The organism is Dyella caseinilytica, assembly GCF_016865235.1.
Lineage (GTDB): Bacteria > Pseudomonadota > Gammaproteobacteria > Xanthomonadales > Rhodanobacteraceae > Dyella_B > Dyella_B caseinilytica.
In genome coordinates this window covers 1,437,660-1,450,868 of sequence record NZ_CP064030.1, presented here as the reverse complement: position 1 = coordinate 1,450,868, position 13,209 = coordinate 1,437,660, and the positions used below count along the sequence as shown (strand labels likewise).

Below are 13,209 nucleotides of genomic sequence, written 5' to 3'. Positions count from 1 at the left end.
AAGAACCAAGTTCAAGCTTTGACGCGCTTAACAATCGCCTCGCCAAAGCTTTGGGTGGAACCCTTGCCGCCCAGATCCGGCGTGACGTGATCGCGATCGTTCGCCATCGTGTCGCGGATTGCCTGACGCAGCTTGGTGCCTTTATCGACCATGCCCAGGTGATCGAGCATATCCGCCGCCGCCAGCAACAACGCGCACGGATTGGCGACACCCTTGCCAGCAATATCCGGCGCCGAACCATGCACGGCTTCGAAGATAGCCGCATGCTCGCCGATGTTGTCGCCCGGTGCCAGACCCAGACCGCCCACCAGACCCGCACACAGATCGGAAAGGATGTCACCGAACAAGTTGGTGGTGACGATCACGTCGAACTGCTCGGGACGCATCACCAGCTGCATGCAGGCGTTGTCCACGATCATTTCGTTGAACTCGATCTGCGGGTATTCCTTGGCGATCTCGCGCGCCACATTGAGGAACAGGCCCGAAGCGGTCTTGATGATGTTGGCCTTGTGCACCGCCGTGACTTTCTTGCGGCCTTTCTTTACCGCCATCTCGAACGCATAGCGAACGATGCGAGCACTACCTTTGCGGGTGTTGCGGATCATCGAAGTCGCCACTTCACCATCTTCCGACAGCGTCTGGCCTTCAGCCAGATAGGCGCCTTCGGTGTTCTCGCGCACCGTGATGATGTCGATGTTCTCGTAGCGCGCCTTGGTGCCCGGGAAGCTGATCGCCGGGCGCACGTTCGCGTACAGATCGAAATGACGGCGCAGCGTGACATTGATCGAGGTGAAGCCGCCGCCCACCGGCGTGGTCAGCGGGCCTTTCAGCGCCACTTCGTGCTTGGCGATGGCATCGAGCGTGGCCTTGGGCAGCAGATCGCCGTGCTTTTCCAGCGCAATCATGCCGGCCTCGACGGTGTCATAGCTCAGACCGCAATCCAGCGCATCGAGCACGCGCAACGTGGCGGTCATGATCTCCGGGCCGATGCCGTCGCCCGGGATCACCGCGATGGTCTTGCTCATGGGGGAACTCCTTGGGAATGAAGCGGGTAACCGGCGCACAGGGGAAGGCGCCTGGTTGAAAACCGCTCAATTATCCCTGATACGCCTGTCGGCGAATAGCCCGAAAGGGCTTGGGAGTGTTGCAAATGCTCGCATGGAGCATCGCCTTAAATCGAATGAAGCGTGCGCTTCAATTCAAATGATGGGCTTTTCACGTTCGCCTCCTCTCCCTTTCGGGGAGAGGAGAGACGGAGAAAATCACGCGTGGTCGCCGCAGCCAACACCCTGCCCAGCCGCATCACCCGACTCAAGCTTGTCCAGGAAATCCACCGCCCGCCGCAAATGTGGAATCACAATCGAACCACCGACCACCAGTCCGACGCTGAACACCTCGAAGAATTCCTCGCGGCTGACGCCCGCTTCCTTGCACTGCGCGACGTGATAGCTGATGCAGTCATCGCAACGCAGCACCATGGATGCCACCAAACCAAGCATTTCCTTGGTTTTCACATCCAGTGCACCGGCCTTGTACGTCTGCGTATCAAGCGCAAAGAAGCGGCGCACGACCTGGTTGTCTTCGCCCAGGATGCGCTCGTTCATACGCTGGCGGAATGCGGTGAATTCGGCGAGACGATCCTTTTCGGCGCTCATGCTGCTTCACTCAGCAATTGGGCCAGCTTGCCGCTGCGATCGGCAGCGACCAGGTCGTCGTAACCGCCGACAAGCTGGTCGTTGATAAAGATCTGCGGCACCGTACGACGGCCACCGCTGCGCTGAAGCATCGCGTCACGCTCTGCCGGATCGGTATCCACACGCACCTCCTGCCAACTCAGGCCCTTGGCCTTCAGCAGGTTCTTCGCGGCCACGCAGTAGGGGCACACTGCGGTGGAATAGACTTCGATCTTGGGCATTGCAACGCTCCGAAATTACTTGCGCCATAAATGGCGGTGGCTGCCTTTAAAAACAAGCCGTTTGGTGCTGAACTGCAACCATCCGGAAAGGTCTCAGATGCTATTGTTATCGATCTATGATCAATGCACCACGACATCTGCGTAAACGCCTGCTGACTGGCCTTGTGCTGGCCGCTATCAGCTTTGTTGCCGGCGCTCAGCAGGACAAGCCGGACGACATCCAGTTGCCTGATCTGGGCAGTTCGGCCAACGCATTGATTTCGCCGCAGGAGGCGCAGGATTACGGCACCATGATGCTGGAGCAGATGCGTGCCCTGGACATGGTGTTGGACGATCCGCTGGCCGACGACTACATCAACAACCTCGGCTTCCGCCTGGCATCGAATTCGGCCAAGCCGAAGGATCACTTCGCGTTCTTCATCCCCAAAGATCCGGTCATCAACGCGTTCTCCGCTCCGGGCGGTTATACGGGCATCAACTCTGGACTGATCATCATCACCCGTACGGAAGATGAACTCGCCGCGGTAATGGCGCACGAAATCGGCCATACCACCCAGAACCATCTGCAACGCGCCTACGAGGCGGCCAGGAAAGACACGCCGCTGATGGCGCTGGTAGCCCTTGGCGCGATCGCCGCTGGCGGCGCAGCAGGCGGCCAGGCCGCCGCTGCGGCCCTGCTGGGTGGCCAGGGCGTGATCATGCAGAAGGAAATCAACTTCACCCGCAAGGATGAAGCAGAAGCCGACCGCACTGGCATCATGACGCTGTCCAAGGCCGGCTTTGACCCGAATGCGATGGCAGAGTTTTTCCAGCGCATGGAGGACGTCATGAGCGCCGATTCCGGCGGCTTCCAACTCCCCGCCCTGTTGCAGGATCACCCGGTCACACCGCAGCGCATCGCTGACGCCAAGGCACGGGCCACTGCACTGATCGCCGAACAGAAATCGCTGCCCAACGGCAATCTGCTGAACAAGACAAGCTGGGATAAGCAAACCGCCCCGATCGCCTACGTGAAGGATCCAACCGCCCTACTCGCCGCGAACAATAGCAAGGATCCCAACACCTATCTGCTGATGCGCGAGCGGGTGCGAGTGCTGTCCGATGACGCCTACCGCATGGATAGCTATTACAGCGAGCTGCTGGCGCGCCACGATGGCAGCGGCAGAACCACGGAAAACTACTACGGCTATGCCCTGGCCCTGACCCGCAGTGACCAGGGCGCCAAGGCCATCACGCAGTTGGAGCCGCTGCTCACCAAATATCCGGATAGCCTGATTCTGCGGCTGGCCATGGCTGGCGCCAGATTCCAGGCTGGCCAACGCGGCGCCGCGTTGGATATCTACGCGGCGCTCAACGCCCAATCTCCACGCAACAAGGCCGTTGGCGTCGCCTACGCCAATGCTTTGACCGTGGGAGGCACCAAGGCGCAGGCCGCCCAGGCCGCCGACATGCTGCGGCCGATGCTGGAAGATACCGATGAGCCGGACCTTTTCACGGCCTATGCCCAGGCCAGCGAGAAAGCCGGGGACAGCGTCCGGGCTGGCGAGGCCTACGCCCAGGCCAGTTACCTGTCGGGCCGGCCGTTCGACGCCATGGAACAGCTCAAGACCCTGCTCAAGCGCACCGATCTGGACTATTACGCCCGCGCCCGCATCCAGGCCCATATCGCCGAACTTACCCCGCTGGTGATGGAATTGCGCAAACGGCGGGTGTCCACAGATGACAACCCGGATGGCAGCAATCAAACTCAACAACAGCTAGGATCCAACGGGGCCTGCAGCGGCAGGCTCTGTTTCAGTTTGGGAAACGACTCGCATTAAGGTAGATGAATTTCGCTGATCAATAAGGCGTTTTTGCAGGCTGTCATCGCCGCGTAACATTGCACCGCTGCAATATTTGCGTCACAGGCCACCCCCATCGGACTTAGCGTGCATAAACGCATCCTTATTGTTGAAGACGAAGCTTCCATTCGCGACATGGTCGCTTTCGCCCTGCGCAAGGCTGGCATGGACACTGCGCAAGCGGCTGACGCTCGCACTGCACAAATGTCGATTGCCGAGCAGGTTCCCGACCTGATCCTGCTCGATTGGATGCTCCCAGGCACCAGCGGATTGGATCTCGCACGCCGCTTGCGCAAAGAAGAGCTGAGCCGCGAAGTGCCGATCATCATGCTCACCGCACGCGGCGAGGAAATGGATCGTGTCAACGGCCTGGAAGCGGGCGTAGACGACTACGTGGTCAAGCCCTTCTCCACTCGCGAACTGATCGCTCGCATCAAAGCCGTGCTGCGTCGCAGCCAGGGCGATGATGGCTCGGGCATGGTCGAGTTGGGGCGCCTGCGCATCGACGGTCCAGCGCACCGCGTATTTGCCGGTGACGAACCGGTGCCGATCGGTCCTACCGAATACCGTTTGCTGTACTTCTTCATGACTCATCCGGAACGCGTCTACTCGCGCGCCCAGTTGCTCGATCATGTATGGGGCGGCAGCGTGTATGTGGAAGAGCGCACCGTCGACGTGCACATCCGCCGCCTGCGCAAAACACTTGAGCCGTGGAAGCTTGAGGACATGGTGCAGACGGTACGTGGCGCGGGCTATCGATTCTCGGCCAGTCCTTAAAAGGCGCGAATCGAGAACAGGGAATCGAGAATCGTGACAAGCAAGCACCGCAAAAGCTTCTACGATTCGCAACTCACGATTCCCTGTTCCCGGTGACCCCAACCATGCCCCAAGTCCAGAGCGCCTGGAAACTTCCCCTCATCCTCATTGCAGGCCTGCTTGCAGGTGCCTTGATCGGTTGGCTGGCCAACGATCACGTAGCCATCGGTGTTGCGGTGGTCTCTGTAGCAGAGATTGTCTTGCTACTGACGCACTTGCGTCACATTGCTAAGCCCATGATGAGTTCGCGCTCCCCCGCTCCCCTTGTCGATCCCGATCAACCCCGGCATGACCGATTCATGATGCGCTCCCGACGCCTAGCCGCCAATTTGCACGATCTGCGCCGCGCTGCTGGCAGCCTGCCGGACGCGATCGTGTTGCTCGACCAAGACCAGCATGTGCGCTGGTTCAACCATGCCGCCGAAAGCCTGCTCGGCCTGCGCCGTCCGCAAGACCGCGGCGTGGTGCTGAAAGAAAAGCTGCACAACTCCGAACTGGCCGGCTGGCTGCAGGAGCCGTCACCGGAACCCCTCAACGATGTCAGCGCGCCGGGCCAGCCCAGCCGCCACATCAACGTGACGATGCTGCCGTTCGGCCAGCGCCAGCGTTTACTGCTGGCGCGCGATATCAGCCACATGTCGCGTCTGGAACAGATTCGCCGTGACTTCGTCGCCAACGTCTCACACGAACTGCGCACACCGCTTACCGTGATCCACGGCTATTTGGAACTGCTCGATCCGGAAGACGTGCCGCATCTGGCGCCAGTGCTCAACGAAATGCGCGCGCAATCCAAACGCATGGGCCAGATCGTGGAAGATCTGCTCACCCTTTCGCGTCTGGAAACGCAGGATCACGTCAGCGAAGAACGCGTGCCGATGGCCCCGCTGCTCGCCACCTTGCGCAAAGAAGCCGAAGCGTTGAGTCAGGGCCGCCACAGCATCACGGTGGAATCCAGCGCTGAACTGGACCTGCTCGGCTCGCCGAAGGATCTGCACAGCGCACTGTCCAATTTGGTCAGCAACGCCGTGCGCTACACACCTACCGGCGGACGCATCACCATCCGCTGGGAGCGCACGGCTGAAGGCGCCAATTATTCGGTGACCGATACCGGTTACGGTATTCCGGCCGATCACCTGTCTCGCCTGACCGAACGCTTCTACCGCGTATCCTCCAGCCGTTCACGCGACAGCGGCGGCACTGGCCTGGGACTGTCCATCGTCAAGCACGTGTTGGGTCTGCATCAGGCTCGCCTGGATATCCGCAGCACTCCCGGCCAGGGCTCGACGTTCACCTGCTGCTTCGGCCGCGAGCGCCTGCTGGCGCCCGAAGTACACGAAAACCGGCTGGTGGAAGGCAACTGAAAGCAGCGCGAACGCGCAGGCTGCGAGCTCGCCTCATTACAGAACGTTGAACGGCATCTTACAAATACGTAGGCGCGGTGGTGGCACATGAGTGAGAATGGCTGGATGCCGCGCCGCCAAGCCATACAACCCGTCGTCGACGAAACACCCCAGCCCGAGCTGTTCCTCAATCGCGAACTGAGCGCCCTGGAGTTCAATTTCCGCGTGCTTGCCCAAGCGCGCGATCCCGCTATGCCCCTGCTGGAACGCCTGCGTTACCTGAGTATCGTGGCCAGCAACCTCGACGAATTTTTTGAGGTGCGCGTGGCCATGCTCAAGCAGCGCCACCAGTTCGGCTCGGCCGCTCCCGGGCCGGATGGCATGGCCTCCGGCGACCTGCTTTCGCGTATCCGCGAACGCGTGCTCGACCTGACTTGCGCTCAGTACGCCACTTGGCAGGACGAACTCGGTCCGGCACTGGCCGCAGAGAACATCCATTTCCTGACGCGCAAGCAGTGGACTGCACGTCAACGTCGCTGGTTGCAGGGCTACTTCGAAAATGAAGTGTTGCCGGTGCTGTCGCCACTCGGTCTGGATCCGGCGCATCCGTTCCCGCGCATTCTCAACAAGACGCTGAACATCGCGGTGGTGCTGCAAGGTCGCGATGCGTTCGGCCACGAAGGCCATATGGCGCTGGTGCGCGCACCACGATCATTGCCACGCATCATCCGCATTCCGGATGAAGTGAGCGGCCCGGGCGATCACGTCGTATTCCTGGCCGAGTTGTTGCAGGCATTCGTGGACATGATGTTCCCCGGCTTCAAGGTGGTGGGTGCGTATCAGTTCCGCGTCACGCGCAACAGCGAACTGATCGTGGAAGAAGAAGTCGACAACCTGGCTCGCGCACTGACCGAGGAACTGGTCGGCCGCGGCTATGCGCGTCCGGTCCGCCTGGAAATTGGCAACGATTGCCCACAGTCGATCGTGTCGATGCTGATCAACAACTTCGAGTTGGAAGAAACCGACGTCTACCGCTGCGATGGCCCGGTCAACATCATTCGCCTGGGATTGATCTACGACGACCTCGACCGCCCCAATCTGAAGTTCCCGCGCTTTACACCGGCTATGCCGGCTGCATTCGGCACGGGCAAGAAGCGGATGTTCGACATAGTCAGCCAGCGCGACGTCCTGCTGCATCACCCCTACGAATCGTTCAACGCCGTTGTCGATCTGTTGCGCGAAGCGGTGCAGGATCCGGATGTGCTCGCGATCAAGCAGACGCTTTATCGTGCAGGCAAAGACACCCCGCTGGTCGACTTGCTTGTGGAAGCGGCCCGTAACGGCAAGGACGTGACGGTCGTTATCGAACTGCGCGCACGTTTCGATGAAGAAGCCAACATTCGCCTCGCCGAACGCCTGCAGGAAGCAGGTGTACAAGTGGTCTATGGCGTGGTTGGCTTCAAGACGCACGCCAAAATGATGCTGATCGTGCGCCGCGAAAACGGTCATTTGCGTCGCTACTTGCATCTCTCTACAGGCAACTATCACCAATCCAACAGTCGCCTGTATACCGACATCGGCCTGATGACCGCTCATCCGGAAATCGGCGAAGATCTGCACAAAGTCTTCCAGCAATTGTCCGGACTCGGACCGACCATCAATCTCAAACAGCTGTTGCACTCGCCCTTCACGCTCTACAAAAGCGTGGTCGCCAAGATTGAGCGCGAAGCTGCCCACGCGCGAGCGGGAAAACCTGCTCGGATCGTGGCCAAGCTCAACGCGCTGAACGAGGCGCACGTCATCGAGGCTTTGTATGCCGCGGCACAAGCCGGGGTGGAAATCGATCTGATCGTGCGTGGTGCTTGCACGCTGCGGCCTGGGCTGCCGGGTGTTTCCGAACGCATCCGCGTGCGCTCGATCGTCGGGCGCTTCCTGGAACACAGCCGCGTGTATTGGTTCAAAAACGATGGTGAGCCTGAAGTCTATTGCGCCAGCGCAGACTGGATGGAGCGCAATCTGATACGTCGCATCGAAGTGGCGTTCCCGATTCTCGATCCAGTACTGGCCCGGCGCGTCTACGACGAAACACTGGCCAATTACCTTGCCGACAATACGCAAGCATGGCTATTGGACAGCGAGGGACACTACACGCGCGCCACGCCAGACGAGCTGCCGCCGCACTCGGCGCAGGAAACCTTGCTGGCATCCCTGTGTGGCGCCAGCCTCACGAAACCATCCGCCTCTTAGCTTGCTGATGGCGGGCATTCGCATGAGAAAATCGCCGCCATCATCTGAGCTATCCTCAGCTCCCACGCCATCATCCCTGTGTAGGCTGGGATGATGATTGCTACACACTGACCAGGAGCCTTGCGTGAGCCTCGGCGACCCGATGCAAATCAAGGATGGCGAGCTGATGGCCGCCGTCGATATCGGCTCAAATAGTTTTCATATGGTCGTCGCCCGCATGGAGCACGGCGAGCCGCGCGTGATCGATCGCTTGCGCGAAACGGTGCGCATGGCCGCTGGTCTGCGCGCGGACGGCACGCTGGATGCCGAACATCGCGCCCGCGCATTGAACTGCCTGGCCAAGTTCGGCCAGCGCATCGCTGGCATCCCCACCGTGCGCGTGCGCGCCGTGGCCACCAATACGGTGCGTCGACTGGCATCGCCGCAAGCCTTTCTCACCGCCGCTGAGGCGGCGTTGGGGCATCCGGTGGAAGTGGTTTCCGGCCGCGAGGAAGGTCGCCTGATCTTCCTGGGGGTCGCCCACGACCTGTCCGCCTCGCGCGATCCGCGCCTGGTGATCGACATCGGTGGCGGCAGCACCGAATTCATCATCGGCCGTGGCCTTGCGCCGATGCATACCGAAAGCGTGCAGGTGGGCTGCATTGCGTCCACCCAGCGCTTCTTCCCGGGCGGCAAGCTCACGCGCAAGCGCTGGCAGCGCGCCCGCGATGAAATCGGCGTGCTGCTGCAGCAGTTTTCCGAGGAATACCTGGAAGCCGGCTGGACGGACGCCTACGGTTCCTCCGGCAGCGCCAAGGCAATCGGTGCCGCGGTACAAGCGATGAAGCTCTCCGATCACGGCGTCACACCCGCGGCGATTGCCGCGCTGCGCGATGCCCTGCTCGCACAAGGGCAGATCAGCACGCTCAAATTGCCCGGACTGGCCGAAGAACGCGCCCCCGTGTTCGCCGGCGCCGTGGTGATCTTCGAAGCGGCCTTCGCCGCGCTGGGCATCCAGCGCCTGCGGGTGTGCGAGAGCTCGATGCGTGAAGGCCTGCTATGGGATCTGATCGGCCGTGCCGGCGGCAGCGACCCGCGCACTGCGAGCATTGATGCACTGGCCAGCCGCTATGGCGTCGACCGCGCCCAGGCGCGCCGCGTGGAATCCACCGCGCTGATGCTGTTCGACCAGATCGCGCCCAGCTGGAAACTCGACACCGAAGCCCGCGAATGGTTGTCATGGGCTTCGCGTGTGCACGAGATCGGCCTGGCCATTGCGCACAGCCAGTACCACCATCACGGCGCCTACATCCTGCGCAACGCGGACCTGGCCGGCTTCTCCAAGCAGGAACAGCATCTGTTGGCCGCGATCGTGCAGTCGCATCGCCGCAAGCCTGACAAGACCACCTTCTCCGCCCTGCCCCAACGCTACCGGCAGCTTGCCAAGTACATCACGGCACTGCTGCGCCTGGCCGTATTGTTCCGGCGCGCGCGCCGCGCCGAATCGCAGCCACCCATGCGGCTCAGCGCCACCACCCAGCGCCTCATCCTGCAGCTTCCAACCGGGTGGCTGGACCAGCATCCGCTCAGCCAGGCTGATCTGGAGCAGGAAGTGACGCCCTTGTCGGATCTGGGCTTGACGCTGGCGTTATCGGCGCAATAAGGCAGTGCACTAACTCCCTCCCCTGCTCGTGGGGAGGGAGCCGATCTCGCGATACCCCCATTCCTGGCGATTTAAGCCACAGCAGCTCGCAGCCGCGTATCATGGGTGGATATTTCTGCCGCGCCGCCCTTTCGAACATGCCCAAGCACCTGCTGACTGCACCGCTTCTTCTCCTGGCCAGCCTGCTCGTCACCCCGCTCGCCATCGCGCAGACCACCAAACCGGTCGCCGCCACGGCAGCGCCCGCAGCAGACAATCCGACAGTCGTGATGCATACGTCGCAAGGCGATATCACGCTGCAATTGTTCGCAGACAAATCGCCCAAGAGCGTTGCCAATTTTCTCCGCTATGTGCATGAAGGTTTCTATCCGGGCACGGTTTTCCACCGCGTGATTCCCGGTTACCTGATCCAGGGCGGTCTTTACACCAAGGATCTGCAGCCACGCCGCACACACTCCCCCGTGCAGAGCGAAGCGGACAACGGTCTTTCCAATTTGCGCGGCACCGTTGCCGTGGCACGTGGCGCGGATCCGAATTCCGGCACATCGCAGTTCTTCATCAACCTGGTCGATGATCGTCGCCTCGATTACGTCGGCAACCAGAGCGGCCTGACCTGGGGTTACACCGTGTTTGGCAAAGTCGTGAAAGGCATGGATGTGATCGACAAGATCGCCGCCCTGCCCACGCACGGGCAAGGCCCGTTTGCCGCGGACGTGCCCAATCCACCGGTCATCATTGAAAGCGTGGCCGTGGACGGTGAACCGGTGCCTGCCGCAGCAAGCTCCACAGCCGGTGCGGATAGCAGCACTTCCAAGTCTCCATGAGCACGCTGTTCATTGCGGATCTGCATCTGGACGACAGCCGCCCGCAGATCACCTCGCTGTTCGAGCAATACCTGGCCAGCGAAGAAGTGCGCCGCGCCGATGCGTTGTACATCCTCGGCGATCTGGTCGAAGCATGGATCGGTGACGATGACGACGCCGAACTGCCCAAGCGCATCGCTACTGCAACTCGCGCCGTACACGACGCGGGAGTGCCGGTGTATTTCATGGTCGGCAATCGCGACTTCCTGCTCGGTGAAGATTTTGCCCAACGTGCAGGCTTAACTTTGCTCGACGATGGCACCGTGCACGATCTCTACGGCACGCCAACGCTGCTGATGCACGGCGATGTTTTATGCACGGATGATGTTGCGTACCAAACTGTACGCCGCAATGTGCGCACGCCCGAATGGAAAGCGCAGGTGCTGTCCATGCCTTTGGATGCGCGCCGCGCATTTGCAGCGAAGGCGCGCGAAGACAGCCGCGCACACACCGGCAACACGCACGAGACCATCATGGATGTAAACGCTGGCGCAGTGGCCGATGCCATGCGTGCCGCGGGGGTCAGACACCTCATCCACGGCCATACTCACCGCCCTGCCATCCATTATGTCGACCTGGATGGCCATACGGCTGAACGCATCGTTCTTGGCGATTGGTACGAGCAGGGCTCGGTTCTTCGAATCGATCCAAAAACCCGGGAATTAAGGGCGTTCCGGGAATAAAGCATGCCAATTCGCGCGCATTGCCAATGGCAATCTTCCGTTTAGACGGCTGCATCACACCTGTGCTTGAGTTGTAGACATTTCCTCCACGGTGCATTCACATGAATGCTCGCACGATCAAGTTGCCCGATCCTCACTCATGTAGGCGTCCAGGCAACAGGAGGGAAAGCTCCGCGCGGAACAAGTACCGGCATGCATGAGCCGGTCGGGCGGGTCGATGTCTACTTTCACGCATCCACTACAGGTGGAACGCATTGCGTTCGTGGAGTGATGATCATGCGTAGCATATCTTCGCGCAATATTCTCAAGCGCACCCTTCTTTCCAGCCTGATTGTCACAGCGCTCGCCTCACTGGCGGCATGCGGCGGCTCGGGTTCGGTGCGTTCTCCGTTTGCAGGCAGCTCGGCTAGTCCGTCTAGCAGCTCGGGCAGCTCGGGCAGCTCAGGATCAAGTTCGGGCTCATCAGGGTCGCCCTCAGGCTCCGGCACTGGCATATCGGGTAGCAGCGGTAATGGCGGCAGCGGTACTGGCACTGGCACACCGACGGGAACACCCACCGGAACGCCCACGCCAACACCGACTCCTACGCCAACACCCACTCCCACCCCGACACCAACTCCTACGCCTACACCAACGCCAACCCCGGCAGGTCCGTCCAACCTGGTTGGCGCAGTCGCCACTGGCGCCGGCGGTGTCGTATCCAGCCTCGGCGGCGCAGTCAGCACTGTTGGCTCGCAGCTCACCAACACGCCGTTGGGCAACAACGCCACCACACAAGGTTTGGCTGGCGTCGTGGAGAACACCGGCAACGCCGTCAGTGCGCTGGGCAATGGCGTAACCAGCGGCCTGGGTCAACTCGGCAATAGCAGTGATCCGGTCGGAACCACCGTCGATAGCCTCAGTGGCGTCGTCGATGACACCGGCAAGGCGGTCAACGATCTCGGCCAGACAGTCACCAGTGTCGGCGACTTCCAAGGCTCACCGATCCAGCCGATTACCTCAGGGGTTGGCGGCTTGGTGTCCACCATCGGCAACGATGTTTCCGCCGGCAGCGGGCCGCTGGATACCGCGTTGAGCACCGGCCTCATCAAGACGGTGACGCAGACGGCCAGCAGCATACTCAACCCGGTCGCCGGACTCACCGGGAGCAACGGCAGCACTGGCGCCGGCAATCTTGTCGCCGCGGTATCGCAGGTTGGCGGCAATACCACCAGCGGTGTGGGCAATATCGTCGCGTCGGTGGGATCGCAGATCAGCAGCGCCGGTGCATCCACACCTGCGGCGCCGATCACTTCGTTGCTTGGCGGCACCGTGGACGGTTTGGGCGGTTCCGTGGCGACGCTCGGTAACGGTGTTACGGCCGGCCTCGGCCATGCTGGCAGCATCAGTAATCCGGTCGGCGTAACGCTGGCTGGGACAACGAGTGCGGTGACCGGCATCGGCCAGACCGTCATTGGCGCAGGCCAGGCACTGGCCAGTCTGGGCAGCGGCCCGGCGGCGGCGCTCAATCCGGTGACCAGCCTCGTCGGCAACCTCGTTACTGGCGCTGGCAGTGCGGTTGCCGCGGTTGGCACCAACGCTACTGCCGCAGTGAACCCCACTGGGGGAGTACTCAACCCAGTAACGCAAACCTTGAGCAACGTCGTCAACGGTGTGGCCGGGTTGACCGGCACCAGCGGCAGCGGCGGCCTGCTTGGAGGTCTTGGTTCGCTGACGGCTTCGTCATCATCCAGCAGCAAGGGCAGCGGCGATGGACTCGCCGGCCTGCTTGGCAAGCATTGACGAACAGCTAGACCGAACAAAAAGCATCACACGTTGAAGTGGAGGCAGCCTTACGGCTGCCTCCACCTTATCAACGGTGC

11 protein-coding genes are annotated in these 13,209 nt (G+C 61.4%); 8 read left to right on the top strand and 3 right to left on the bottom strand.

Annotated features, from left to right (window positions below):
• Positions 1–11 precede the first annotated feature (11 nt).
• From ISN74_RS06140 to grxC, 3 genes are all read right to left on the bottom strand, one after another.
• Positions 12–1,025, bottom strand: coding sequence for an isocitrate dehydrogenase (locus ISN74_RS06140; protein WP_188798377.1), 1,014 nt, complete (start codon positions 1,023–1,025; stop codon positions 12–14).
• Positions 1,026–1,262: 237 nt separating this feature from the next.
• Positions 1,263–1,655 carry a carboxymuconolactone decarboxylase family protein gene (locus ISN74_RS06135; protein WP_188798375.1) on the bottom strand — a complete coding sequence of 131 codons (393 nt, stop codon included), beginning with the start codon at positions 1,653–1,655 and terminating at the stop codon, positions 1,263–1,265.
• A complete protein-coding gene (gene grxC, locus ISN74_RS06130) occupies positions 1,652–1,915 on the bottom strand; it encodes a glutaredoxin 3 (RefSeq protein ID WP_188798374.1) in 264 nt (87 codons plus the stop codon). The genes ISN74_RS06135 and grxC overlap by 4 nt, the downstream gene beginning before the upstream one ends.
• A 116-nt stretch (positions 1,916–2,031) precedes the next feature.
• On the opposite strand from grxC, the gene ISN74_RS06125 reads away from it, so the two are divergent.
• The 8 genes from ISN74_RS06125 (at position 2,032) to ISN74_RS06090 (ending at position 13,129) form a co-directional block, all read left to right on the top strand.
• Positions 2,032–3,735, top strand: a complete 1,704-nt coding sequence (locus ISN74_RS06125; protein WP_188798372.1) for a M48 family metalloprotease — start codon at positions 2,032–2,034, stop codon at positions 3,733–3,735.
• A 108-nt stretch (positions 3,736–3,843) separates the two neighbouring features.
• Positions 3,844–4,533: a phosphate regulon transcriptional regulator PhoB gene (gene phoB / locus ISN74_RS06120; RefSeq protein WP_115476890.1), complete on the top strand. Its 690-nt coding sequence runs from the start codon at positions 3,844–3,846 to the stop codon at positions 4,531–4,533.
• Between the two features lie 104 nt (positions 4,534–4,637).
• Positions 4,638–5,933 (top strand): phosphate regulon sensor histidine kinase PhoR, encoded by a 1,296-nt coding sequence (gene phoR, locus ISN74_RS06115; protein WP_188798370.1) that lies wholly within the window; start codon positions 4,638–4,640, stop codon positions 5,931–5,933.
• A gap of 105 nt (positions 5,934–6,038) precedes the next feature.
• Positions 6,039–8,159 (top strand): polyphosphate kinase 1, encoded by a 2,121-nt coding sequence (ppk1, locus tag ISN74_RS06110; protein WP_188799541.1) that lies wholly within the window; start codon positions 6,039–6,041, stop codon positions 8,157–8,159.
• Positions 8,160–8,301: 142 nt separating this feature from the next.
• Positions 8,302–9,801, top strand: coding sequence for a Ppx/GppA phosphatase family protein (locus tag ISN74_RS06105; protein ID WP_188799540.1), 1,500 nt, complete (start codon positions 8,302–8,304; stop codon positions 9,799–9,801).
• Between the two features lie 137 nt (positions 9,802–9,938).
• Complete coding sequence (locus ISN74_RS06100; RefSeq protein WP_188799539.1) at positions 9,939–10,625, top strand: peptidylprolyl isomerase; 687 nt, start codon at positions 9,939–9,941, stop codon at positions 10,623–10,625.
• Complete coding sequence (gene lpxH, locus ISN74_RS06095) at positions 10,622–11,347, top strand: UDP-2,3-diacylglucosamine diphosphatase (protein WP_188798368.1); 726 nt, start codon at positions 10,622–10,624, stop codon at positions 11,345–11,347. Before ISN74_RS06100 ends, lpxH begins: the two co-directional genes overlap by 4 nt.
• A 276-nt stretch (positions 11,348–11,623) precedes the next feature.
• Positions 11,624–13,129 carry a collagen-like triple helix repeat-containing protein gene (locus ISN74_RS06090; RefSeq protein WP_188798366.1) on the top strand — a complete coding sequence of 502 codons (1,506 nt, stop codon included), beginning with the start codon at positions 11,624–11,626 and terminating at the stop codon, positions 13,127–13,129.
• The last annotated feature ends 80 nt before the right edge of the window (positions 13,130–13,209 follow it).

Coding starts and splice junctions, on each gene's coding strand:
- ISN74_RS06140 (WP_188798377.1), bottom strand. CDS start 1,025: ATGAGCAAGACCATCGCGGTGATCCCGGGCGACGGCATCGGCCCGGAG.
- ISN74_RS06135 (WP_188798375.1), bottom strand. CDS start 1,655: ATGAGCGCCGAAAAGGATCGTCTCGCCGAATTCACCGCATTCCGCCAG.
- grxC (WP_188798374.1), bottom strand. CDS start 1,915: ATGCCCAAGATCGAAGTCTATTCCACCGCAGTGTGCCCCTACTGCGTG.
- ISN74_RS06125 (WP_188798372.1), top strand. CDS start 2,032: ATGATCAATGCACCACGACATCTGCGTAAACGCCTGCTGACTGGCCTT.
- phoR (WP_188798370.1), top strand. CDS start 4,638: ATGCCCCAAGTCCAGAGCGCCTGGAAACTTCCCCTCATCCTCATTGCA.
- ppk1 (WP_188799541.1), top strand. CDS start 6,039: ATGCCGCGCCGCCAAGCCATACAACCCGTCGTCGACGAAACACCCCAG.
- ISN74_RS06105 (WP_188799540.1), top strand. CDS start 8,302: ATGCAAATCAAGGATGGCGAGCTGATGGCCGCCGTCGATATCGGCTCA.
- ISN74_RS06100 (WP_188799539.1), top strand. CDS start 9,939: ATGCCCAAGCACCTGCTGACTGCACCGCTTCTTCTCCTGGCCAGCCTG.
- lpxH (WP_188798368.1), top strand. CDS start 10,622: ATGAGCACGCTGTTCATTGCGGATCTGCATCTGGACGACAGCCGCCCG.
- ISN74_RS06090 (WP_188798366.1), top strand. CDS start 11,624: ATGCGTAGCATATCTTCGCGCAATATTCTCAAGCGCACCCTTCTTTCC.